The organism is Hydrogenibacillus schlegelii, assembly GCF_001653195.1.
GTDB classification, from domain to species: Bacteria; Bacillota; Bacilli; order Thermicanales; family DSM-22653; genus Hydrogenibacillus; species Hydrogenibacillus schlegelii.
On record NZ_JXBB01000023.1, the window covers coordinates 12,973 to 36,052 of the forward strand.

Genomic DNA, 23,080 nt, shown 5'->3' on the forward strand with positions numbered 1-23,080 from the left:
GGCCGCCAATCAGGCGCGCCCGGCGTACACGCGGGATTTGAGAATGCCGATGAACGGCAGGTTGCGGTATTTTTCCGCGTAGTCGAGGCCGTACCCGACGACGAATTCATCGGGAGCAACGAAGCCGACGATGTCGGGCCGAATGTCCACCCGCCGGTTGTGCGGTTTGTCCAGCAAGGTGACGATCCGAAGCGACCGCGGGTTCCGCCGGAGGAGGAGGTCGGCGAGATAGCGGAGCGTAAGCCCCGTGTCGATGATGTCCTCGACGATGATCACGTCCCGGCCTTCGATCTCAAAATCGAGGTCCTTGATGATCTTCACCACGCCGGACGTCTTCGTCGCCTGGCCGTAGCTGGAGACGACCATGTAATCGAGCTCGAGGGGAAGATCCATGCGCCGGACGAGGTCGGCCATAAACGGCGCCGCCCCTTTGAGGACGCCGACGACGAGCGGCGCCTTTCCGGCATACGCTTCCGTCAGTTCCGCCCCGATCTCCCGCACCCGCCGCTGGATGTCTTCTTCCGGATAAAGGACGCTCTGGATGTCGTCTAAAAGGGACATGGCCAAACCCCCGCATCGATGGCTTCGGTACGCGCCTCAATCGCCGCCTCGCCCGGCCGGGGGAGAAGGGCTTCGGCCTGAACCCACCCCGGGACCCAGAGGACGTCCCGGCCAGCGGCCCACACCGGGACGATCCGGCGGAGCGGCCGAGGCACGCCGAGCTCGGCGAGAACGTCCTTGAGCTTCGGGCCCCGGCCGTCCGGCCGATAGAGCCGGTCTCCCGGCCGGCGCCGGCGGTAGACGAGCGGGGTCCCGGCGGCGAGGCGGAAGACGGCCGCCGCGCCGAATCGCGCCGCGGCGGTCGGCGCAGGGCCGGCCGGCGGCGCCGCGGCGGGGCCGACGGCCGGCCGGAGGAAAAAACTCACCCGTTCGCGGGCTTCGGGCCAGAAGAACGCCGCCGGCGGCCGGACGGTCCAATGCGGCCCGGGATCTTTCGGTAAAAAATAAAGATCCGCCCCGTCCAGGACGGCGCGAAACGGCCCCTCCAGCTCCACCGCCGCCGGAGCGCCGCGGCCGATCGCCTGGAGGACGCCGTCCAGCCCTTCGAGGCCGAGGGCCGCGTCCGGCCGGTCCCGGAGCTTAAGAAGGCACTTCCATATTAGATGAATCGCCCGCCGTTGTAAAGGCGGCGGCGCGCCGGCGAGGGCGGACACCGGCACGATCGCGGCGCCGTATCGCCACCGCACCGACCCAAGGACGGGGCGGACGGCGGCGTCCCAGTGGGCCGCCTCTTCGGCGGCAAGCCGGCTTAAGCGGTCGAGGTGCCGTCCGACCGCCGGCGACAGCTCCCGGAGCGCCGGATAGAGCTCGTGCCGGATCCGATTGCGGAAAAAGCGCAGGTCTTCGTTCGACCGGTCGTGGCGATAAGAAAGCCCCCGCGCCCGGGCGTAGGCGGCAAGGGCCGTCCGCTCGACGAAAAGAAACGGCCGGACGAGGCGGACGCCGGCCGCAAGGGGCCGCTCCGCCGGCATGCCGGCGAGCCCCATCGGGCTCGTCCCCCGAAGGAGTTTGAGAAGGAGCGTCTCCCGCTGATCGTCCGCCGTATGGGCCACGGCGACCGCCTGAGCCCGGATGCGCCGGGCGACGGCGGCGAGGGCCCGGTAGCGGCGGGCCCGAAGCACCGCCTCGACGTTGGCCGCCGGGGCGTCTTTCGCGAGGCGGACGAGATAAAACGGCAATCCCCGGGCCTGCGCCTCGGCGGCGACGAACGCCGCGTCGGCGTCCGCCTCGGGGCCCCGAAGGCCGTGGTGCACGTGGGCGACGGCGAGGCGGAGCGAAAGCGCCGAGCGAAGGTCATCGAGCCAGGCGAGCAGCGCCATCGAATCGAGGCCCCCGGAGACGGCGGCGACGACCGTCTCCCCCGGCCGGAAAAGGTCCGCCGCCGGCCGAAACGGCGGCGCCTCCGGCCGCATCTTTCCGTCCATCGCAACCCTCCCCGGTCCGGGCGGCGGTGCCGGGCGGCGCCGGCCTCAGGCGATGCGGGCGCCTTCGGCCGGCCGGGCGCTCGCCCAGGCCCCGCCTTCTTCTTCGAGCGTCATCACCGCCACCGTGATGTCATCCGAGAGGGAAAACTCCGTCTCGTGCACGATCGCATCGAGCAGAAGGTCGGCAAAGGCCTGCGGCTCGTCGGCGTCGATCTCCCGGATGAGGCGCCGGATCCACCGCTCCCGCTGCTCCGGGTGGCGCTTCGCTTCATAGGCGCCGTCGGTGAGCATGACGACGACATCGCCCGGTCGGAGGGAAACTTCCACAGCGTCGAACTCCGCCTCCGGAAAGACGCCGGCCGGCGGGTTTTGCGCTTCGACGCGGATCACCGCATCGCCGCGGCGGATGTAGCTCGGCGCCGCGCCGACTTTGATGAATTTCGCCCGGCCGCTCATCCGGTCGACGAAGGCGAGGTCGACGGTGGCGAACCGTTCGTCGAGCCCCCGGAGCGCAAGGAGCGCGTTGACCGACCGGACCGCGACCGCCCCGTCGAAGCCGGCGGCGAGGATCGCCCGGAGCATCTCCACCGCCGCCCGCGACTCCCGCCGGGCGTGCTCGCCGCTTCCCATGCCGTCGCTCAAGACGAGGGCAAAGGCCTGCCGACCGAGGTCGAGGCCGACGGCGGAATCGCCGGAGATGAGCCCGCCGCCCTTCGCCGCCTGGGCGTAACCGAAGTGGACCCGGTAACGGGCCCCGGACACCAGCCGGATGAGGTGGCCCCCGGGCACCGGCTCCATCCGCTCGACGACGATCCGCTCCCCGAGGAGCGACTGAAAGAGCGCCTCCAGCTCCCGCACGGCCTGAAACCCGTCCGCCGCGACGACGAGCTCCACCGCGACCTCTCCCGGCACGAGGCTCAGGGCATCCAGCGACTGCACCCAGAGGCCGGCCTGCTCGACCGCCCGGAGGAGATTGGCCTCCCGATGGCGGCTTAAGGGGCCGTCGCGGCGGATCTCCGCGGCCATCTCCTCCATCACCCGGGCGAGGCCGAGGAGCTGATCCCGGAGGAGACGCCGAGCCGCCCGGAGCCGGGCCGCCGCCTGAAGCGCCTCCTTCTCCCGGGAGTATTCCCGCTCCAGCGCCCGCTCCAGCTTTTCCGGCTTGATGCACCGATCGGCCCACGTCCGGCCGAGCCGCCACGCCGGCGCCTTATCCCCGTCCAGCCGCTCGAGGACGGCACGAAGGCCGCTCGCCGTCTCTTCGCCGTATTTGCCCCAGCAGACGTCTTTTTTCCAGCACTTCCCGCAGATCGCCTCCTCCACCCGCCGCACCGCAGCCTCTCGGGGATCGGCCGGCGGCTCCTCCCCCACCGGGTCGAACGGCTGCGCGAGGGCGGCGAACATTTCGGCAAAACCGCCGAACCGGGTCTCCACCGCCCGGCGCACGTTCGCCCATCGGGCCTCCTGATCCCGAAGGTGGGCCCGCGTCCCCGGAACCACCCGCCGGAGCGCCTCGAGCGACCCTTCCGGGACGGCAAGGAAGAGACCGGCTCCGAGGAGCGCCTCGAGCAAAACGAAGCCGAGTTCCTTCGTCCCCGGCGCGTAGACGGCGATGAGGGCGAGGCCCAGAAGCCCGCCGAAGGCGGCGGCGAAGCGGCCGGCGGGCCGGAAGAGGCCGGCGATCAGGCCGGACAGGCCGAGGGCGCTCATCTCGACCAGTTCCCGGCTTTCGGCGAGGCCGAGCAGAAAGCCGCTCAGCACCCCCGCCGTCGCCCCGAACGCCCCGCCGCCGACGGTCGCCAGCGTAAATACGACGGCGCGGCTCAGGACGGCGTGGACGTCGAGCCCGAAGAGCGAGATCCCCATCGTGCCGGAAAGGAGCGTCGCGATGACGATGAAAAGCGCGATCAGTTCCTCCTGCCGAAGGCCGGACCACAGGCGGCGGTTGAACAGCAGAGGAAACGACTGCACGAAAATGATGAAAAGGACGAAGGCCAAAAGCGCCTCCACCGCGCTCATCGCCCAGGCGTACGGCGAAAGCGGGAAAAAGAGTTTCCGCCAGACGATCGCCGCCCCGCCCTGGGCCACCGCGACGACGAGCGGGGTGTACGCCGCCGGCAGGCCCACCCGGCGGCTGAATCGATACAGCAGGCCGTACAGCCCGGCCGCCACCGCCGCCGCCGGAACGTGCGGCACCGGCGACAGGGCCGCCCCCAGCATCCAGCCGGCGAAGGCCACGTGGGCCCACGCCGGCCAGAGGATGAGGGACGCCGCCCAGAAGGCGAGCCCGAACGGAGAAAGCTCCCCCAAGACGAGCGCCCGGCCCAGGAGGACGGCAAAGAAGAAGACGGCGAACGGGCGGCTCGGCGCGACCCGTCGCCGAAACGCCTCGAGCGTCCACAGCACCCGACCGAGCGGCCGCCCGGCCGCCGGGCCCCAGTCGAGCGTCTTCACGGGCTCCACCCCTTCCGCGCCTCGAAGACTCGTCCCCGCGAGGACTTGTCCCCTAGTATAGCCGGAAGGAGAGGAGCAACTTGTCAAAACCCGCTCTCGGTCGGCCGGGTTTTTCCGGCGCCTTTTGTCGCTTTTGTCGAAGGGAGGTAACCGAAACGCGCCTTCACTTCCGCGAGCGTCGCCTCCGCCACCGCTCGGGCCCGCTCGGCCCCGTCGGCGAGCACCCGCTCGATCGCGTCGTCGGAAAGGGCCGCATAAGCCGCCTGAATCGGCCGGAGCGCCTCGACGACCGCCTGGGCGACGTCCCTTTTAAACGCCCCGTAGCCGACGCCGGCGTAGCGCCGCTCGAGTTCGGCGATCGGGATGCCGGACGAAAGGCTTAAGATCGCGAGCAGGTTGGAGATGCCGGGCTTTTCCTCCGGCGCGTAGCGGACGGTCCCTTCGCTGTCCGTCACCGCCCGCATGATCTTCCGTTCGATGAGCTCCGGCGGGTCCAGGAGGCCGATCCGGCTGTTCGGGTTCGGGTTGGACTTCGACATTTTTTTCGTCGGATCGTCGAGGGCCATGATCCGGGCGCCGACGTCCGGAATGAGCGGCTCCGGCAGGACGAACGTTTCTCCGTACGTCCGGTTAAACCGCTCGGCGAGGTCCCGGGTGAGCTCCAAATGCTGCTTCTGGTCCTCCCCGACCGGCACGTGGGTCGTCCGGTAGAGCAGGATGTCGGCGGCCATGAGGACCGGATAGGTGTACAGGCCGACGGCGACCGACTCCGACCCCCGGCCCTTTTCCTTAAACTGCGTCATCCGGTTCAGTTCCCCGGTCCGGGCGAGGCACATGAGAATCCACGCCAGCTCGCTGTGGGCCGGCACGTGCGACTGGACAAAGATCACCGATCGCTCCGGGTCGATGCCGCTGGCGACGTACAGCTTGGCGACCATCCGGGTGTACTCCGCCAGCCGCCGGGGATCGTGCTCAACGGTCGTGGCGTGCAGGTCGACGACGCTGTAATAGGCGGCGGCGCCCCGGTTCTGCAGGTCGACGAACTGCCGGATGGCGCCGAGATAATTCCCGAGGGTGAGCTCGCCGGACGGCTGCACGCCGGAAAAGATGATCACGGTCGTCACCTCTCTCTCCCCGCCCGACAGGCCGGCCGCTTCGCGGCCAAAGAAAAAGGCCCATCCGCGTCGGGAAGGGCTTCGATCCCGTCGGCCGATCGTTCGGCTCAGCCGATCCGAGGTTACCGCCGGGCTTAAGGCCGGCGCGAGCCGCGGCCTCCGCGCTTCGGATCGAGGGAGCGCCGAAGCGATCTCAACCGCTCTTCGCTGTCCTTCAAAAACCGGTTCAGCTTATCCTCAAAGCCGAGCTGGCGGTCGCCTTTTCGCCCCCGCGGGCGCTGGGACGAGGCTCCGGGCTTTGCCTGCCGGATCGAAAGCGCGATCTTGCCGCCGGGTTCGACTCTGAGCACCTTCACCTTGACGACATCGCCGACCTTCAGAAAATCGTGGATGTCCACGACGTACGCGTCATCCACCTCGGAAATATGCACCAGGCCGGTGACGCCTTCCGCCAGCTCCACAAAGGCGCCGAAGCGGGTGATCCCGGTCACCCGGCCTTCCAGCAGGCTGCCCACTTCGATGGCCATCGGCCGCTCGCATCCTGGTTCGCCGGACCGGCCAAAGCGGACCGAAGTCCCATTCGGCGATCAAGCGCCGAACCAGGGCGCACCTCCCTTCCCCTCGGGTCCTCTAACCGGAGTATAGCGCCCCGCCCGAACGCTGTAAAGGGGGAAGGCGGCCTTCGCGTTTCGCTTCAGCGGCCGCCCTCCGCCGGCCGGCCGGGCTCCGGCTCCTTCGCCAGCCGGATGATGATCTCGCCGTCCTTCGACCAGAACCACGCCGTCCGGGCGAGATCGGCGACGTACGCCGGATCGTTCAGGCGGGCCTTTTCCAACCGAAGCCGGTCCGCCTCCGCCTGAAGCGCCCGAAGCCGCTCGGTCTGGTCGGCGTAAGACCGCTCGACGAGGCGGACCTTCGCCTCCGTCCGCAGCCAGAGCCCGAGCGCCAAGGCCAAAAAGGCGGCGAACAGCATCGTCGCCAGCCGGCGCCGGCGGACGGCGCCGACCGAACCGCTCCCCCGCGCCACGGTTTTGCCTCCTCACCGGAGATGCCGCCGGAACAGGCGGCGGATCGCTTTTCCCATTGTAGCAAGGGGCCGAAGGGGAAACAAGCCCCCCGCCGTCCGAAGCCCGCGCCAAATCCACCGGACGAACGGCCGAAACGGCGCGCCGACGAAAAACGCCGCCGCCCCAAGCCCCCACCGCCCGACGGCGGCGAGCGCCCGGAGGACGCGCCCGATGAGGGTCGCCGCCGGGCGGAGGAGGCGCCGCCTCCCCCACCCGGCGGCCCGGTGAACCGGCCGGGCGAGGATCGCCTCATAGCCGACCGCCCCGAGGAGGGCAAACGGCAGAAGCGCCACCCGCACCTTCGGCACCTCGCTCAGGGCGACGGCGGCAAAGACGAGGATCGCCCCCGCGGCCCAGGCGAGCGCCTCCATGAGGGCCCGGACCGGCGCCGACCGCATCCGCCGGAAGAGGGCCCCGGCACCGTCGTAGAAGAGGCCGAAGGCGGCGCCGGCGAGAAGCGCCCGGGCGACGAGCTCCGCTTCCGCCTGCACGCTCATCGAAACAGCTTCCCCAGCCAGCCCTTCGTCCGGCCGTCCGGCGCCTCGACGTACTGAAGGGCGTCGATGCGGCCTTCGATCGCCACCTCACCGGCCTCGACATCAAAATTTTTCAGCTCCAGCTGGGCGCCGGTGATGACGAGCGGACCGCCGTCCGTCTCGAGGACGAACCGCTCCCGATCGAACCGCTCGATGCGGACGACGCCGGAGATGGCGAGCGCCTTCCGGTCGACGAGGCCGACCTCATGCCGAGGCTTTGTTTCCGCCATCGTCACTCCCCCTCGGCCAGCGGCGTTTGTCTCATCGTACGCCGGAGGGGGCCCGGTTTAGAACGCCGAGGACCGGCGCCGGCCGTCCGCATCGGACGCCTTACCCTTCGTCGTCGAGGCGCTCGACGAGCTCCGCGGGGTCGGCCGCCTTCGACGCCGGGACCGCCTTCACCCGCACCCGGAGGGTCCGCTCGCCGAAACGAACGGCGATCGTCTGCCCCGGCTGAACGACGGCGCCGGCCTTCGCCGGCCGGCCGTCGATGAACACCCGCCCCTCATCGCAGAGGGCCTTCGCCACCGCCCGACGGCGGACGAGGCGGGCCGTCTTCAGAAACAGATCGAGCCGCACGGATCCTCCCCCTTTCCGACCGCACCCTCCCTCGCGACGCCGGACCCGCCGGCCCGAACCGCACCGGCCGACGCCGGCCGCTTTTCGCTTTATTCTACCACAGGATGCAGGCGACCGCCTTCGAGCCGAAGCGCCCGATCTCCCTCCCGGGCCGTCGCCTCGTCGTGGCTCACGACGAGAAGCGCCGTCCCGGCGGCGCGAAGCGCTCGAAACAGATCGAGGACGATCGCCCGGTTCTCCCGGTCGAGGTCGTTGGTCGGCTCGTCGGCCAGAACGATCGGCGGGTTCAAAAAAAGCGCCCGGGCGACCGCGAGGCGGCGCCGCCCGCCGTGGGAAAGGGTGTGGGGAAGGGCATTTCGCGCCTCATACAGCCCCACCCGCCGGAGGAGCGCCTCCGCCCGGGCTTCTTCTTCCGGACCGGGTCGCCGTCCGCCGGCGGCGAGCATCGCCGGCAGGAGGACGTTTTCTCGCACCGTCAGGCTGTGGACGGTGTAAAGCCCCTGAAAGACGAGCCCCATCCGGCGGAGGCGATAGGCGGCGAGGGCCGCTCCGTGAAGGGGCTTCCCCTCATACCGGATCGTCCCCCCGTCCCGAGGGAGAAGGCCGGCGACGGCAAAAAGGAGCGTCGTCTTCCCGGCGCCGCTCTCTCCGACGAGGCTCACCCACTCGCCGGGCGAAAGGGAAAACGTAACGTCCCGGAGGACCTCCCGGCCCGGCCGGCCGACCCGGACCGAAAGCCCTTCGACCTCAAGGACCGCCGTCACAATCCTCCCTCCTCTTTCAGCACCTCGCCGACCGGCCGCCGGACGGCGTCGCCGACCGCCCACAGGGCGACCAAAAGCTGAACCGCCCAGGCGAGCGCGACGAAGACGGCGGCGCCGAGGACCACCGCCGCCGGGGGCGGCGCCACAAACGGCTGCCCCTGCCCGCCCAAGAACGCGTCCCGGAGGAAAGGCCAGGCGAGGGCGCCGGCGACCGCCGCCAGCAAGGCGGCGCCGAAGGCCGTGTACATCGTCTCCCAGAAGAGCCAGGCGTAAACCCGCCGCCGCGGCGCCCCGAGGGCGACGATCAGGGCGAAGTCGTTTTGCCGCCGCCGGACGTCCGCCGCCACGCGGCCGAACACCGCCAGCGCGCCGAAACCAAAGGCAAATCCGCCGAATACCCCGAGGAGCCGCCCCATCCAGCTGAGCGTCTCCCGGGCGCCGGTGATGACGTCGCTCGTCCGGATGACCGTGACCTCCGGCAGCCGGCTGAGCTGGTAGGCGAGGAGATCCGGATTGTAGCGCGCTTCGGCCCGGATGAAAATCGCCGAAAGGCTCCTGGCCGGGTCGTGCCGGCCCCAGAGCTCGACGACGGTGTCCGACGCGGCGACGAGCGCCCGGGCGACGTCGAGCGGGACGAAAATCGTCTGATCCATCGCCGTCCCCGTCGGCCGGAGGCGGGCGACGACGCGAAACGGCGCGCCGAGGATCTCGATCTCGTCCTCGTAGCCCGGCACGCCGCCGCCGAGGATCGCCACATTCCCGTCAAAACGATCCGGCGGCACCCCCCGCACCCACGGTTTGACGAGAAAATCGCTCGCCCAGTCGATGCCGACGAGGCGGTTTTCCCCTTCCACCGAACAGCAGTCGGCGTTCAGCGTTTGGGCAAAAAATTGCGGCGTCCAGGCGGCGACGCCAGGCATCGACCGGAGCGCCGCCTCGACCGGCGCCGCCTCGAAGTACGCGTTGATCGGCTGCGGCGAAAAGAGGACGGCGCTTCCGTCGACCGGCGCTTCCTTGGCAAACAGGACGACGTCCGCCCCGAGGCGGGCTTCCGACAGAGAAAGCCCGCCGGCGTAACCGGCGAGCGTGTAGGCGAACAACATCGCCAGGAGGAGCACCAGGGCGAGGAGCGCCACCGTCAGGCCCGACTCTTTCTTGCGGCGCCAAAAGGCGCGCCAGGCGATCCCCCGCATTCCGCTCCCTCCTTAGCGCCTGCGTTCTCAGGGCGGGGGCGCATCGCCCGCTCACGGCTTCCCGCCGCCCTCCCCGTGGCCGGATCCCGCTTCCGTCCCGGCGTCCCCCTGCGAGGCGCCGCTTTCGTCGCCTCCGAGATCCATCGCGCCCGACCCCGACGCGTGGTCCCGGTCGCCGGGGCCATCGGCCGCCCCCGGCTTCCAGCCTTCCGGAAGCTCGCCCTGTTCGTCGGCGTTGTACCCTTTCATGAACGCATGGACCATCTTGCCTTCGGCGCGCACCGTATAGCCGGTAAAGGTCTTCGTCTTCCCGCCGGCGGTCACCGTCACCTCCGCATACCACTCGCCGGCCATCGCAAGCGGCAAGCGGAGCTCATACGTCCCCGGCCCGACGTGGCGCATCGTCCCCTCCGTCGGGTGATGCATGCCTTCCATATTGGTGAAAAGATACACCTTCTCGACGTCGACCGGCTGCCCCCGTTCGTCTTCCACCCGGACGCGAAACGGCGTCGCCGCCCCCGTCTCGACGACGTCCGCCGGCGCCTCGAGCTTCACGGTGAGCGCCTCGACGTCCGGCGCCGGCTTCTCGCCCGTCCCTTCCGGGGCCTTGTCGCCGAAACCGCAGGCCTGAAGGGCGAAGAGAAGGCCCACGCCGAGAAAAAGCGCCCACCCCCGCTTGCTCCGCATCCCCGATCGCATGCCGTTCCCCCTTCCGCACGGTTTTTCCCCTGGCGATCCGGCCGGTGTGAAGGCGTTTCCACCGCGCCTGTTACATTATAATCCAATTTAACAACCGTTCACAGATCGTCATCCTGTGAATTCTTGAACATTGTGTGTCCGAACCGGCCGAAAAAAAAAAAAGCGCCGTTCGGCGCTTTTTACGCTTTGACCGCTTCTTTGAGCTTGTTTCCCGCCTTGAACACCGGCACGACCGACGCGGCGATCCGGATCTCTTCGCCCGTCTGGGGATTGCGGCCGGTGCGGGCTTCCCGCTTCCGCGTCTCGAACGTGCCGAAGCCGACGAACTGCACCCGTTCGCCCCGCTTCAGCGCCTCGGTGATCTCGTCAAGCACGGCGTTCAAAACGGCTTCGACGTCCTTCTTCGTCATCTGCGTCCGCTCGGCGACGGCCGCGATAAATTCCTGCTTGTTCATCGGGAGACCTCCTTTTGGGCTTCGATCGATCCGTATCGACGTATTCGACTGAAGCCGCTAAAATCCTGCCGGCTCCGGCAAATTTCTTTCCGCGCCGTCGATCGTCTTTCGTTTTAGCCAAAAAAGCGCCCGGCCAAACGCCGTCGCGCCGTGGCCGGGCCGCGGTCAGTCTTCCATCTGCTTGGCCAAAAATCCGGCCGTCGTCTCCAGCACCTTGAGGTCCAGTTCGCCGATCTGCGCCAGCTCGCCCCGGGCGATCGCGACGACGGCGCCGATCGGGTCGCCGGCGGCGACGATCGGGACGACGACGAACTGCACCGCCGGCTCCCGCTCCCCGGCGACGAACTCGTATTCCCCGGCGTTCGTCTCCCGGATCATCCGGCGCTCGTCCATGCTCTGCTCCACCAGGGGACCGATCGGCTTTTCCAAAAAGGCCTTTTTGCCGCTCCCGGCGGCGGCGACGTACCGATCCCGATCGCTGATGAGGATGAGGTGCCCGAGGCTTTCATGGAGCGCCTCCGCGTATTCCCGGACGGCGCCGCTCAGTTCGCCGATGGGCGAATACTTCTTCAGGATGATTTCGCCGTCCTGATCGACGTAAATCTCCAGCGGGTCGCCCTCGCGGATGCGGAGCGTGCGGCGGATCTCTTTCGGGATGACGACGCGCCCCAGATCGTCGATCCGGCGGACGATGCCCGTAGCCTTCATGGTGCGCCCTCGCTTTCCTCGCAGGTTGGGTCGCGCGGCCTGGGCATAGTATACATCCGCCGGTTTTTTCTATGCGGCGCGGTCTCGGCGGCGCGGCCTTACGACGCCTTCGGGGTCGGGACGTGCCGCTCTTTGAGCACCTGCTTGAGCTCCTCGTCCATGAAGCGCCGGTATGCCTCCTGAGCCGCCCGGGCGGCCAGCTCTTCCTTGACCGCCTCGAACGGCTGGGGCGTCCGCTTTTCGACCCGGATGACGTGGTAGCCGTAGTCGGTCTTGACCGGATCTCCGACGGCGCCGATCGGCTGAGAGAGCACCGCCCGTTTGAACGGCTCGACCCACTGGCCGGCCGGAACGTCCGCGTACAGACCGCCGTTTTTGCTGCCGTCGGGGTTGGTGTTGCCCGGATCTTCCGAATACCGATCGGCGAGCCCGGCAAAGTCCTCCCCTTGCCGGGCCCGTTCGGCGAGCTCGGCGGCCAGCTTTCTTGCCTCCGCGTCGCTCCGCCCCTCCCCGACCCGGATGAGGATGTGCCGCACGGTGGTGAGGGTATAATCGTCCTTTTGCGCCTCGTAGCGCGCCTTGAGATCCGTCCGGCCGGCCTCATGGGCGAGGTAGGCGTCGGCCTTGGCGAACAGGCCGATATAGCGCTCGATGGCCGCCTCGGTCAGGCCGAGGGCCTTCAGCTCGTCGGCGTAGCCTTTTTCCCCGAGGTGATCTTTGAGGGACCGGATGAACGACTGCGCCGCCTCTTTCGGCGCCTCCGGCCCCGACGTCGGGACGACGCCGCCGGCGTCCGCCCGCTCGGCGAGGAGGGTGAGCCCGACGTACTCGTCGAGGAGCGTTCCCCAGAACGTCTGATCGGCGCTCAGCGGATCGAACAGCTGGCGGAAGTTGAGGTATTCCTGAAAATCCCCGGCGGTGACGACGCCCCCGTCGTAACGGGCGACGACGGCATCCGGCGCCTCGGCCAATTCGATCCGCTTGACGCCCGGGGCGGCCTCTTCCTGGGCCGGCCCCTCGGACTGGGGCGCGGATCCTTTGCCGCCGCACGCCCCGAGGGCGACGACCAAAAACAACGCGACGATCCCCGCCCCAAAGCGGCGAACGCGGTCAGCGGACGTGTTCTTCATCGCGCAGGACTCCCTTCCCTTCGCTTGCCGAAAGCGCCTCGGCGAGGCGGACGAAAAGCGCCTCCAGCCGGCGGAGCGCCGCTTCGGCGCTTTCGGCCTTGAAAAAGAAACCGAGGGCCGTTCCGACCGAAAGGCCCAGCCGTTCGCCGGCGCGGGCGAGCCGGAGAAGATCGTCGGCCTTCACCCGGGCTTCCGGCCGAAAGCGGACCGAAAGCTGCCCCCCTTCCCAGTCGATCCGCTCCACCTGAAGCGCCGTCCCGAGGGCCCGCACCCGGGCGACGAGGAGGAGGCGTTCCGCCGGCGCCGGAAGCGGGCCGAACCGGTCCCGAAGCTCCGCCCGCACGTCCTCCACGTCGCCGGGGTCCCGGACGGCGGCGAGGCGCTTGTAATACCCGATCTTCTGGGGCGGAAGCGGGATGTAGTCTTCCGGCAGGTACGCATCGATCTGGACGTTCAGCTCCGGCGCCTTCGGCGCCTCCTCGACCGGCTCCCCTTTGAGCTTCTGCACCGCTTCCCGGAGCATCTCGTTGTAGAGATCGAAACCGACGGCGGCGATGAAGCCGTGCTGCTCCGGCCCGAGGAGGTTTCCGGCGCCCCGGATGGCGAGGTCCCGCATGGCGATCTTGAAGCCGGAGCCGAGTTCCGTGAACTCCTTGATCGCTTCGAGCCGCCGTTCGGCCTCCTCGGAAAAGACCTTCCCCTTTTGATACGTCAAATACGCGTACGCGATGCGGCCGGAACGGCCGACGCGGCCCCGCAACTGGTACAGCTGCGCCAGCCCGAATCGGTCGGCGTCGTAGACGATGAGCGTGTTGGCGTTCGGAATGTCGACGCCCGTCTCGATGATCGTCGTCGTCACGAGGACGTCGATCTCGCCGTGCATGAAGTCGAGCATCGTCCGCTCGAGCTCGTCCTCCGGCATCTTGCCGTGGGCGACCGCGACCGTGGCTTCGGGGACGAGGGCGCGGATCTCCTCCGCCATGCGGTAGATCGATTCCACGTAATTATACAGGAAAAAGACCTGGCCGCCCCGGGCGAGCTCCCGTTCGATCGCCTCCCGGACCAGGGTCGGCGAGTATTCGGCGACGATCGTCTGGACCGGATAGCGGTTTTCCGGCGGCGTCTCGATGAGGCTGAGGTCGCGGAGGCCGATGAGCGCCATGTTGAGCGTCCGGGGGATCGGCGTCGCGGTCAGGGTGAGGACGTCGACGTTGGCCTTGAGCTCCTTGAGCCGCTCTTTGTGCCGGACGCCGAAGCGCTGCTCCTCGTCGACGATGAGGAGGCCGAGGTCGTGAAAGACGACGTCTTTGGAAAGCAGCCGGTGGGTGCCGACGATGATGTCGATCTCGCCGCGCTTCAAGCGGGCGAGAATGTCTTTTTGCTCCGCCCGGGTGCGAAAGCGGCTTAAGACCTCGACGGTGACGGGAAAATCCGCCATCCGCTCCTTGATCGTCTGATAGTGCTGCTCGGCGAGGATCGTCGTCGGCACGAGAAAGGCGACCTGCTTCCCGGCCATGACCGCCTTGAAGGCCGCCCGGAGGGCGACTTCCGTCTTGCCGTAGCCGACGTCGCCGCAAAGGAGCCGGTCCATCGGCCGGGGCGACTCCATGTCCCGCTTGATCTCCTCGATCGCCCGGAGCTGATCCGGTGTCGGTTCGTACGGAAAGAGCGCCTCGAACTCCTTCTGCAGCGCATCGTCCGGCGGAAAGGCAAACCCCGGCGACGCCGCCCGACGGGCGTACAGCTCGAGGAGCTTTCGCGCCATCTCCTCGACCGCCTGCCGGACCTTCTGCTTCGTCTTTTTCCACTCGCCGGAGCCGAGCTTGGAGAGCTTCGGTTCCCGATCGTCGGCGGCGGCGTACTTTTGGATGAGGCCGAGTTGATCGACGGGCACGTACAGCTGGTCGCCGCCGGCGTACTGGATGCGGAGATAATCCCGGTGCACGCCGTCCACTTCCAGCGTCTCCAGGCCGACGAACCGGCCGATGCCGTGGTGGACGTGGACGACGTAGTTGCCCGGCTTGAGATCCTGATAGCGGGCGATCCGCTCGGTTCCTTCGACCTCGATCGCGGGCCGGACCCGCCGCTTCCGCTGGGTAAAAAGCTCCCCTTCGGTGACGACGACGAGGCGGGCGCTCGGCCACTCGAAGCCGGTCTCCAGGTGGCCGATCGCGATCGCCGGCGCTTCCGGCAGCGCCACGAGCTCCGGCCGGACGTCCACCGCCATGCCGGCATCTTCAAGCATTTTTTGCAGTCTCTCTGCCCGGTCTCGGTCGCCGGCGAGAAACAGGACCCGGTAGCCGAGACGGCGCCAGCGGTCAAACTCGGTTTTGAGGACGCCGAACTGGCCGTGGAACGCCTGGCCGCTCCGGGAGACAAAGCCCGTCGTATGGCTCACCTTCATCCCTTTGAGCGTCCGGGCAAAAAACGAAAAGTAGACGATCGGCGCCCGGGCGGGAGAGAGGGCCGCCTCCCGGGAAAAGAAGCGCTCGCCGCTTCCGACGAGGCGTCCCCGGGCCTTCGCTTCGATGATCCATTCCGCCTCCTCCCGGGCGTACTGGGCCGCGGCGTCCCAGACCCGGGACGGTTCGTCGACGGCAAGGACCGGTGCCTCGAGAAAGTCGAGGAGCGTCGCCGGCTCCGGACAGGCGCGCCTGAGATAGAGGGCCGCCTCCGGCGGAAGCCCTCCCGCTTTAAGCTCGGCGATGAGCCGGTCGAGGTGCGCCTCCGCTTCGGCCCGCCGCTCCGGATCGCCGATCTTGAGCGTCTCCTCGGTCCGGAGCGCCCCGAGCGCCTGAAGCAGCCGGTCCCGGGCTTCCGACGCCAGGAGGAATGTCGAGGCCGGAAGAAGGCGCACCGCCGGCAGTTCTCCCCGGGAGCGACCGTCCTCAGGATCGTAGGCCCGGATCGACTCCAGGGCGTCAAACCCCCATTCGAGGCGAACCGGCGCCCCCCCGGCGAGCGGATAGACGTCGACGATGCCGCCCCGGACGGCCACCGTCCCCGGCACAAGCGCCTCCGCTTCCCGGCGGTACCCGGCTCGGACGAGGACGCGGACGATGTCTTCCGGCGTCCGTTCGTCCCCCGGCTTTAGCTCAAGCGTATGGGCCCGAAACACCGCCGGCGGCGGCAGGGGCCGCATGAGAGCGGCGTATCCGGTGACGAGAAACCGCGGCCGGCGAAAGAGGAGGGCGTAAAGCGCCTCCAGGCGCGCCGCGAGCTCCGCCGACGGGCGCTCCTCGACGAAGGCGACGAGCTCCTCGCCGGGGTAAAAGACGACGCCGTCTTCCCCGACAATTTCGACAATATCCTCGTAATTTTTCTGTGCTTGATAATTATTAGACGATAAAATCACGAGCGGCCGCCCGAGGGCTTCTTGCAAGGCCGCCCAGACGATGGCGCGGGTCGAACCGGCCAGGCCGGTGACCAGCTGTTCCCGCACGCCGCTTCGGATCCGATCGGCGATCGCCAAAAGATCCGGATGGCCGCGAATGGCGCCAAGAAGCGCACCGAGCACCTTCGACCCCCTCTTCTCCCGCCGGCCGCCTTTGCCCGACGTCTTGGCCCACCGTCACTGAAGCGGGCTGTCCAGCTCATAAAGCTCCGGATGGGCGTCGTACGCCGCCTGGCAGTGCTCGCACACGACCCAGACGCGCGTCGCCTCGCCCGTCTCTTCGACCAGGGCGGCCCGGTCCTCCGGCGCGAGCCGCTCGAGCGTGAGCAAAAGGCGCGGCTCGTCGTGATAAAAGACCCCCAGGACGCTCCGGCAGATGCGGCACTGGTAGACGAGGGCCATGTCGATCCCCGCTTTCGGTCCGTCATCGCTAAGAGCTTGACCGAAACGGAGCGGCCGTATACTTGCCGGCCAAAGCCTTGCGGCCGGAGCTTTGCCGGCGCCGGCCGAGCTTCCTACCGTCCGGCCTCCGGGCCGTCGACGTTGAACCGGTTCATCGCCGCGAGAAAGTCCCGCGCGATCGCCAGGCGAAGCGCCTCCCGCGCCCGCTCGACCGCCGCCTCCAGCGCCGCCCGCTCCTCCGGCCGGGGCGGGGCGAGGACGTAGTCGGCGACCGACCCCGCAGGCGGCCGGCCGATGCCGATTCGAAGCCGCGGCACCTTTTCCGTCCCCAGGGCGGCGAGGACCGAGCGCATGCCGTTGTGGCCGCCGTGACCCCCCTGCAGACGAAGGCGGATCTTCCCCACCGGAAGGTCGAGATCGTCGTAGACGACGACGATCGCCTCGGGCGCGATGCCGAAGTACCGGGCCACCGCGCCGACGGCATCGCCGGCGCGATTCATGTAGGTGAGGGGCTTCAAAAGCCACACCCGCTGCCCCCCGAAACGGACGTCCCGGAGCTCGCCGCCCCATTTTTCGTCCCGGCGGACGACGACCCCGTCGGCGGCGAGGGCGTCAACGACCCAAAAGCCGGCGTTGTGCCGCGTCCGGGCATACTCGGGCCCCGGATTGCCGAGGCCGACGACGAGACGGATCATCCCGTTACCCCGCCTTCAGTCGAACAGCCGGCTGACGGACAGCTGTTCGTGGACGCGGACGATCGCCTCGGCGATGAGCGGCGCCACCGAAAGGATGACGAGGTTGGAAAGCCGCTTTTCCTCCGGCACGTGGATCGTGTTCGTGACGACGATCTCGCGGATCGGCGAGGAGCGGAGCCGCTCGATCGCCGGCCCCGAGAGGACGGCGTGGGTGCCGCTCGCGTAAACCGCTTTCGCCCCGGCTTTGAGGAGCGCCTCGGCGCCCAGAGTGATCGTTCCGGCGGTGTCGATGATGTCGTCGATGAGGATCGCCGTCCGGCCCTCGACCTGGCCGACGATATTCATCACCTGGGCGACGTTCGGCTCCGGGCGCCGTTTGTCGATGATGGCGATCGGCGCCCCGAGGCGGTCGGCGAGGCGCCGGGCCCGGGTCACGCCGCCGTGGTCCGGCGAGACGACGACGACATCGTCGAGCCCCTTTTCCCGAAAATACGCCGCCAGGATCGGGATGCCGAGCAGGTGATCGACCGGGATGTCGAAAAAGCCCTGGATCTGCATCGCGTGCAAGTCCATGGCGATGACCCGATCGGCGCCGGCGGTTTCGATCAGGTTGGCGACCAGTTTGGCCGTGATCGGGTCCCGGGCCCGGGCCTTCCGGTCCTGCCGGGCGTACCCGTAGTACGGCATGACGACGTTGATCCGGCCGGCGGACGCCCGCTTCAAGGCGTCGATCATGACGAGCATTTCCATGAGGTGGTCGTTCACCGGATAACTCGTCGACTGGATGACAAAAACGTCCGCGCCGCGGACGCTTTCGTTCAGCCGGACCTGGATTTCGCCGTCGCTGAAGGTGGAGATCTCCGCATCGCCCAAAGACACGCCGATATGCCGGGCGATCTCCTCGGCGAGCGCCCGGTTCGAGTTGCCGCTGAAGACCTTCAGTTTCGAGTCGCGATAGCTCATCCCTCGTTCCCTTCTCCGCCGTGATGGGAGACGGCTTCCCCGGCCGACCGGCCGGAGCGATCCCGGAACTTGGCCCGAAGCCGCGCGGCATAACCGGGTTTGTTCGTCTGCCTCGCCCGGGCGATCGCCAGCGCTCCGTCCGGGACGTCGTCGGTGATCGTCGAGCCGGCGGCGACGTAGGCGCCGGCGCCGACGCGGACCGGCGCGATCAGGTTCGTGTTGCAGCCGATGAAGGCGCCGTCCTCGATCATCGTCCGGTGCTTGGCCACGCCGTCGTAGTTGACCGTGATCGTCCCGCAGCCGACGTTCACGCCGGAACCGACCGTCGCATCGCCGATGTACGTCAGATGCGGAAGCTTCGTCCCGTCTCCGACGGTGCTGTTTTTCACTTCCACGAAGTTCCCGACGCGCACCGTCCGGCCGAGGCGGGCGCCGGGCCGGAGATGGGCATAGGGCCCGACGTCGGATCCGGCGCCGATCGCCGCCCCTTCGGCGACGGTGTACCGGACGCGGGCGCCGGCGCCGACCTCGGTGTCCGTCAGGTCGGCATACGGCCCCACGTCCGCCCCCTCGCCGACGCGCGTCCGGCCCATCAGGCGGCTTCCGGCCCGGATGATCGCATCGGCGGCGATCTCGACGTCGGGCCCGATCCACGTCGACGCCGGATCCTCGACCGTCACCCCGGCGAGGAGATGCCGCTCGATGATCCGCCGCCGGAGGATCGCCTCCGCCTCGGCGAGTTCCCGGCGATCGTTCACCCCCCGGGCCTCCGTCGGATCGGAGAGGGGAAAGACCTCGACCGCCGCTCCGCGGGCGAGGAGATGCCCGACGGCGTCCGTGAGATAGTATTCCTGCTGCGCGTTGTCCGGCCGGAGGGCGGAAAGCGCCTCCGCGAGCGCCGGGCCGAAAAACGCGTACAGCCCGGCGTTCACTTCCCGGATGGCCCGAACGGCCGGCGTGGCGTCCTTTTCTTCGACGATGCCGACGAGGCGGCCGTCGTCGTCCCGGACGAGGCGCCCGTACCCCGTCGGATCGTCCAGACGGGCCGCGGCGACGGTCGCCGCGGCGGAAGCGGCCTCATGCGCCTCGACGAGGCGGCGGATCGTCTCGGCCCGAAGGAGGGGCGCATCGCCGTTTAAGACGACGAGGGTCTCCGGCGGTGCCCCCGCCTGCTTGAGGGCCGTTTTTACCGCGTCGCCGGTCCCGAGCGGCGGATCCTGGACGACGAAGGACGCGGCGCCGGCAAACGCCGCTTCCACCCATTCCCGCCGATGGCCGACGACGACGAAGACGCCGTCCCACCGGACGGCGCCGAGCGCTTCCAGGACGTACCCCAGCATCGGCTTTCCGAGGAGCGGATGGAGCACCTTCGGCCGTTCCGAGCGCATTCGGGTCCCCTTGCCGGCCGCCAGCACGACGGCAACCCGTTTCATCCGGATCCTTCCTCTCCCTCCGGCGTTCCCCGCCCGGCAAATCATCCCCATGATACAGAAAGGCCGGCGCCGGCGCAAGGGGCACCGGCGGACAAAAAAGCGGCGAAAGCGCCTTACGCGCCTTCGCCGACGAGGTCGCCGTCGGTCGGTCCGGCCGTTTCGGCCGCCTCCCGGGCGGCGTTTTGGGCCACGTGCCGGCGGTAGACGTCGAGGACGGCCCGCTGGATCTTTTCGCGCGTCGACGAAGAGATCGGGTGGGCGATGTCCCGAAACGCCCCGTCGGGCATCCGTTTGCTCGGCATGGCGACGAAGAGGCCGTTCGTCCCGTCGATGATGCGGATGTCGTGGACGACGAACTCGCCGTCAAAGGTGACGGACGCCACGGCCTTCATCTTGCCCTCGCCCTGCACCGTCCGGATGCGGACATCGGTCACTTCCATCGGGTTCACCACCTTGCGCCGAAGTGTCGGACTAGTCTACGCTTTCGACGCAGGGCGGCCGATTCCTTCCGCGGATCAAAGTTATTTTTGCATGAATCGGCGGTCCTCACCGCGGCCGGACGGCGATCGCTTCGATCTCGACCGCCGCGCCCCGGGGGAGCGCCGCCACCTGGACCGTCGAGCGGGCCGGCCGGTGATCGCCGAAAAAGCGGCCGTACACTTCGTTCACCGCCTGAAAATGCGAAAGGTCGGTAAGAAAGATCGTCGTCTTGACGACGTCCCGTTTGGAAAGGCCGGCCGCCTCGAGCACGGCCTCCAGATTTTTGAGCACCTGTTCCGCCTGCTCCGCCGGCGGTCCGTCGACGAGCGTCCCGTCCGGCCGAAGCGGAATTTGGCCGGAGAGAAAGACCCAGCCGCCGGTTTCGACCGCCTGGGAATACGGGCCGATGGCCGCCGGCGCCCGGTCGGCGTTAATCGACCGCATCGCGCCGCTCCCTCCTTTTTCCGTCTGCGGCGCCGTCGTCCGGCCGACCCTCCGGGTCGACGAGCGCCGCGTCCTCTTTTTTCAGCTCCCCTTCGATCTTTAAAAGCGCCGCCCGGTAGTCGTGCATCAGGTCCCCCGGCTCGGCCACGAGAACCCCCGCCTCGGCGTCGAGCCGCGTCAGCCGGACGGCGGCCCGCACCCCGTCGACGAGGCGGGGCGCTCCGGGCGGCGTCTCGACGAGGACGACGCTCGCCGCTGCCGTCGCCTGGAACTCGTCGAGAAGCGACCAAAGCCCCCGGATCGTCCCCCCGCCCCGCAAAAAATCGTCCACGATGAGCACCCGCGCTCCCGACGGGATCGCCCGGCGGGAGAGGGACATCGTCTGAATCCGCCGGGTCGTCCCGGAGACGTAACTCACCGTGACGACCGACCCTTCGGTGATCTGGCTCGCCTTGCGGGCGACGGCGACCGGCCGGTTGAGCCAGAACCCGACGGCGGTCGCCAGGGGGATGCCCTTCGTCTCGACGGTGAGGATCCAGTCGATCTCCTCGCCCCCGTAGGCGGTCGCCACCAGCCGGCCGAACCGGGAGAGGACGTCCGGCCGGCCGAGAAGATCGGTGATGTAGACGAACCCCCCCGCCAGAAGCCGCTCCGGCCGCTCCATCTCCGCTCGAAGCGCTTCGCCGAACGCCTCGGCCTCCGGCCGGGGAAGCCAAGGCTCGTACCGGACCCCGCCGGCGGCGCCGGGGAAGGTCCGGAGCGTTCCCCGGCCGGAGGCCTCCAGCACGTCCTTGATGAGGGCCAGGTCTTCGCTGATGGACGATTTGGCGGCGCCGTACGCCTCGGCGAAGGCGGTCAGCGAAAAATGTCCGTACGGCGCCGCCACCAGGCGCGCGGCGAGGTCGACGAGCCGTCCGGCGCGTTTCGGCTTCTTGGCCACTCCGGTTTCACCCTTTCGAGACCGCCGTCATGCCCCGGGGAGAAGACCGGGCGCCGAGGGTCTGCACGAGATAGACGTCCCGGAGAAACCCCCGCAGGCTGTGGACGACCCGGCGGGCGCGGCGGCCGTCGGGAAAGACGCCGTAGACGACCGGGCCGCTGCCGGACATGAGCGCGTATTCGGCGCCGAAAGCGTAAAATTTCTCCTTCAGGCGGCGCACCTCCGGGTACAGCCGAAACGTCACCGCTTCGAGATCGTTCCGGAGGTGCCGGAGCACCGCCTCCCGCCGGCCGGCCTGAAGGGCCGCCACCGCCGCCGCCGTCTCTCCCGGCGGCGGCAGCCGATCGACCGCGAGCGCCCGAAACACATCCGCCGTCGACACATAAAGCGGCGGCCGGGCGATGACGATCGTCCAGGGACCGACGTCGGGAAGCGGCTCCACCCGCTCTCCCCGGCCCTGCACCCGGGCGGTCCCGCCGTGGAAAAAAAAGGGCACGTCGGAGCCGATCTCGGCGCCGAGCGTCTGAAGCCGTTCCCGGTCGTAGCCGAGCCCCCAGAGAGCGTTGAGCCCCATGAGGACCGCCGCGGCGTTCGACGACCCGCCGCCGAGGCCGGCGGAGATCGGGATCCGCTTCTCGATCTCGATGTGCACGCCGGCCCGGACGCCGCTTGCGGCCTGAAGCTTCCGGGCGGCGGCCACCGCCAGGTTCTTCTCGCCGAGGGGGAGCGTTCCGTTCGACGACGACAGGGTGATCGCTCCGTCGTCCCGAAGCACGAGGCGCAGCCGGTCGGCCAGATCGACGGCGACGACGAGCATGTCGAGCTCGTGATATCCGTCCGGCCTCCGGCCGAGCACTTCCAGCGTCAAGTTGATCTTGGCCGGCGAGGTGATCCACAGTTCGCGCATTTTCGTCTCCATCCCGTCCGCCTGCCGCTGCCCACCGACGCCCGCGTTCCGTCCCATTGTAACACGCAAAGCACGGCAAAAAAAGGCAGGCAAAAGAGGCCGGTCGCCCAGCCTCTTCTGCCCCCTCACCGCCGGTCAGACGGCGCTTCGCCCGCCCGAAGGATCGCCTCCGCCTTGGCGATCGCCTGGCGGACCAGGTTCCCCGCCTCCCGGGCGGTGATGTCGCCCCAGTCTCCGGCACGGACTTTGTCGTAAAAGCCGAGTTCCTTCGCCAGTTCCGCCTTCAGCGCCTCCGACATGACCCGTCGCCGTCGGGCCACCGCCATCCCTCCCGGCGCCTCGGCCGCCCCCTTCGTAATCTGCGCCGTCCGTCCGAGGCTATGCGGCGCAAAGCGGCGTCACGGCGCCGGCGACACGGTGATCTTTTGCGGTCCCTTTTCGTCGAGAACCGTAAGCTCGACCGCCTCCGTCAAGATGTCGGCGTAACTGTAGGACACCCGCCGGACCGGTCGAGCCGTTTCGTCCAATTTGACGATGAACACGAGCGGATACGTCTCCTCTAAGATGCCGACATGTTCGACCGTTTTTTTGCGGCCGCCGTTTGCCTTCAGTCGAATCCGCTGTCCGACATACCCGTCGAGAAGCGTTTTGATCTCCGCCAGGGCATTTTTCGCCACGTGTTCATCACCTCGCCGGCCCTAGTATAACATTTTTCGTATAGCGTGTCAAACGAAAAC

At 68.7% G+C, this 23,080-nt stretch carries 26 protein-coding genes; all 26 read right to left on the reverse strand.

Annotated features, from left to right (window positions below):
* Positions 1 to 9 precede the first annotated feature (9 nt).
* Complete coding sequence (hpt, locus tag SA87_RS06955; protein ID WP_066201203.1) at positions 10 to 561, reverse strand: hypoxanthine phosphoribosyltransferase; 552 nt, start codon at positions 559 to 561, stop codon at positions 10 to 12.
* Positions 549 to 1,985 carry a tRNA lysidine(34) synthetase TilS gene (gene tilS, locus SA87_RS06960; RefSeq protein WP_066201206.1) on the reverse strand — a complete coding sequence of 479 codons (1,437 nt, stop codon included), beginning with the start codon at positions 1,983 to 1,985 and terminating at the stop codon, positions 549 to 551. Before tilS ends, hpt begins: the two co-directional genes overlap by 13 nt.
* Before the next feature lie 45 nt (positions 1,986 to 2,030).
* On the reverse strand, positions 2,031 to 4,448 hold the full coding sequence (gene spoIIE / locus SA87_RS06965; RefSeq protein WP_082718392.1) for a stage II sporulation protein E: 2,418 nt from the start codon (positions 4,446 to 4,448) through the stop codon (positions 2,031 to 2,033).
* A gap of 74 nt (positions 4,449 to 4,522) precedes the next feature.
* Positions 4,523 to 5,554: a tryptophan--tRNA ligase gene (trpS, locus tag SA87_RS06970; protein WP_066201659.1), complete on the reverse strand. Its 1,032-nt coding sequence runs from the start codon at positions 5,552 to 5,554 to the stop codon at positions 4,523 to 4,525.
* Positions 5,555 to 5,688: 134 nt separating this feature from the next.
* Positions 5,689 to 6,081: a S1 RNA-binding domain-containing protein gene (locus tag SA87_RS06975; RefSeq protein ID WP_066201212.1), complete on the reverse strand. Its 393-nt coding sequence runs from the start codon at positions 6,079 to 6,081 to the stop codon at positions 5,689 to 5,691.
* Positions 6,082 to 6,248: 167 nt separating this feature from the next.
* Positions 6,249 to 6,581: an FtsB family cell division protein gene (locus tag SA87_RS06980; RefSeq protein WP_066201215.1), complete on the reverse strand. Its 333-nt coding sequence runs from the start codon at positions 6,579 to 6,581 to the stop codon at positions 6,249 to 6,251.
* A gap of 12 nt (positions 6,582 to 6,593) precedes the next feature.
* Positions 6,594 to 7,118 carry a spore cortex biosynthesis protein YabQ gene (gene yabQ, locus SA87_RS06985; RefSeq protein WP_066201218.1) on the reverse strand — a complete coding sequence of 175 codons (525 nt, stop codon included), beginning with the start codon at positions 7,116 to 7,118 and terminating at the stop codon, positions 6,594 to 6,596.
* A complete protein-coding gene (gene yabP, locus SA87_RS06990) occupies positions 7,115 to 7,387 on the reverse strand; it encodes a sporulation protein YabP (RefSeq protein WP_066201221.1) in 273 nt (90 codons plus the stop codon). Before yabP ends, yabQ begins: the two co-directional genes overlap by 4 nt.
* 100 nt (positions 7,388 to 7,487) lie before the next feature.
* A complete protein-coding gene (locus SA87_RS06995) occupies positions 7,488 to 7,736 on the reverse strand; it encodes a S4 domain-containing protein (RefSeq protein WP_066201224.1) in 249 nt (82 codons plus the stop codon).
* Between the two features lie 89 nt (positions 7,737 to 7,825).
* Positions 7,826 to 8,500 (reverse strand): ABC transporter ATP-binding protein, encoded by a 675-nt coding sequence (locus SA87_RS07000; protein ID WP_066201227.1) that lies wholly within the window; start codon positions 8,498 to 8,500, stop codon positions 7,826 to 7,828.
* Positions 8,497 to 9,693, reverse strand: coding sequence for an FtsX-like permease family protein (locus SA87_RS07005; RefSeq protein ID WP_066201232.1), 1,197 nt, complete (start codon positions 9,691 to 9,693; stop codon positions 8,497 to 8,499). Before SA87_RS07005 ends, SA87_RS07000 begins: the two co-directional genes overlap by 4 nt.
* Before the next feature lie 51 nt (positions 9,694 to 9,744).
* Positions 9,745 to 10,392 carry a FixH family protein gene (locus SA87_RS07010; RefSeq protein ID WP_066201235.1) on the reverse strand — a complete coding sequence of 216 codons (648 nt, stop codon included), beginning with the start codon at positions 10,390 to 10,392 and terminating at the stop codon, positions 9,745 to 9,747.
* A gap of 179 nt (positions 10,393 to 10,571) precedes the next feature.
* A complete protein-coding gene (locus SA87_RS07015) occupies positions 10,572 to 10,847 on the reverse strand; it encodes an HU family DNA-binding protein (protein WP_066201238.1) in 276 nt (91 codons plus the stop codon).
* A gap of 165 nt (positions 10,848 to 11,012) precedes the next feature.
* Positions 11,013 to 11,555: a stage V sporulation protein T gene (spoVT, locus tag SA87_RS07020; protein WP_066201242.1), complete on the reverse strand. Its 543-nt coding sequence runs from the start codon at positions 11,553 to 11,555 to the stop codon at positions 11,013 to 11,015.
* A 98-nt stretch (positions 11,556 to 11,653) separates the two neighbouring features.
* A complete protein-coding gene (locus SA87_RS07025) occupies positions 11,654 to 12,685 on the reverse strand; it encodes a peptidylprolyl isomerase (protein ID WP_066201244.1) in 1,032 nt (343 codons plus the stop codon).
* Positions 12,666 to 16,202, reverse strand: coding sequence for a transcription-repair coupling factor (mfd, locus tag SA87_RS07030; protein WP_066201247.1), 3,537 nt, complete (start codon positions 16,200 to 16,202; stop codon positions 12,666 to 12,668). The genes SA87_RS07025 and mfd overlap by 20 nt, the downstream gene beginning before the upstream one ends.
* A gap of 54 nt (positions 16,203 to 16,256) precedes the next feature.
* On the reverse strand, positions 16,257 to 16,481 hold the full coding sequence (locus SA87_RS07035; protein ID WP_066201250.1) for an anti-sigma-F factor Fin: 225 nt from the start codon (positions 16,479 to 16,481) through the stop codon (positions 16,257 to 16,259).
* A gap of 113 nt (positions 16,482 to 16,594) precedes the next feature.
* Positions 16,595 to 17,176 carry an aminoacyl-tRNA hydrolase gene (gene pth, locus SA87_RS07040; RefSeq protein ID WP_066201253.1) on the reverse strand — a complete coding sequence of 194 codons (582 nt, stop codon included), beginning with the start codon at positions 17,174 to 17,176 and terminating at the stop codon, positions 16,595 to 16,597.
* 15 nt (positions 17,177 to 17,191) lie between these two features.
* Positions 17,192 to 18,139 (reverse strand): ribose-phosphate diphosphokinase, encoded by a 948-nt coding sequence (locus SA87_RS07045; RefSeq protein ID WP_066201258.1) that lies wholly within the window; start codon positions 18,137 to 18,139, stop codon positions 17,192 to 17,194.
* Positions 18,136 to 19,572, reverse strand: a complete 1,437-nt coding sequence (glmU, locus tag SA87_RS07050; RefSeq protein ID WP_066201261.1) for a bifunctional UDP-N-acetylglucosamine diphosphorylase/glucosamine-1-phosphate N-acetyltransferase GlmU — start codon at positions 19,570 to 19,572, stop codon at positions 18,136 to 18,138. The genes SA87_RS07045 and glmU overlap by 4 nt, the downstream gene beginning before the upstream one ends.
* Positions 19,573 to 19,685: 113 nt before the next feature.
* Positions 19,686 to 20,012, reverse strand: coding sequence for a septation regulator SpoVG (gene spoVG, locus SA87_RS07055; protein ID WP_066201662.1), 327 nt, complete (start codon positions 20,010 to 20,012; stop codon positions 19,686 to 19,688).
* 106 nt (positions 20,013 to 20,118) lie between these two features.
* Positions 20,119 to 20,496 (reverse strand): RidA family protein, encoded by a 378-nt coding sequence (locus SA87_RS07060; RefSeq protein ID WP_066201264.1) that lies wholly within the window; start codon positions 20,494 to 20,496, stop codon positions 20,119 to 20,121.
* Positions 20,483 to 21,436, reverse strand: coding sequence for a pur operon repressor (gene purR / locus SA87_RS07065; protein ID WP_066201268.1), 954 nt, complete (start codon positions 21,434 to 21,436; stop codon positions 20,483 to 20,485). Before purR ends, SA87_RS07060 begins: the two co-directional genes overlap by 14 nt.
* A 7-nt stretch (positions 21,437 to 21,443) precedes the next feature.
* Positions 21,444 to 22,400, reverse strand: a complete 957-nt coding sequence (gene ispE / locus SA87_RS07070) for a 4-(cytidine 5'-diphospho)-2-C-methyl-D-erythritol kinase (protein ID WP_245637676.1) — start codon at positions 22,398 to 22,400, stop codon at positions 21,444 to 21,446.
* A 68-nt stretch (positions 22,401 to 22,468) separates the two neighbouring features.
* The gene (locus tag SA87_RS07075) at positions 22,469 to 22,663 is read right to left on the reverse strand and encodes a small, acid-soluble spore protein, alpha/beta type (RefSeq protein ID WP_066201664.1); all 195 of its coding nucleotides are present in this window, start codon (positions 22,661 to 22,663) and stop codon (positions 22,469 to 22,471) included.
* Between the two features lie 78 nt (positions 22,664 to 22,741).
* A complete protein-coding gene (locus SA87_RS07080; protein ID WP_066201274.1) occupies positions 22,742 to 23,020 on the reverse strand; it encodes a Veg family protein in 279 nt (92 codons plus the stop codon).
* Positions 23,021 to 23,080: the final 60 nt, after the last annotated feature.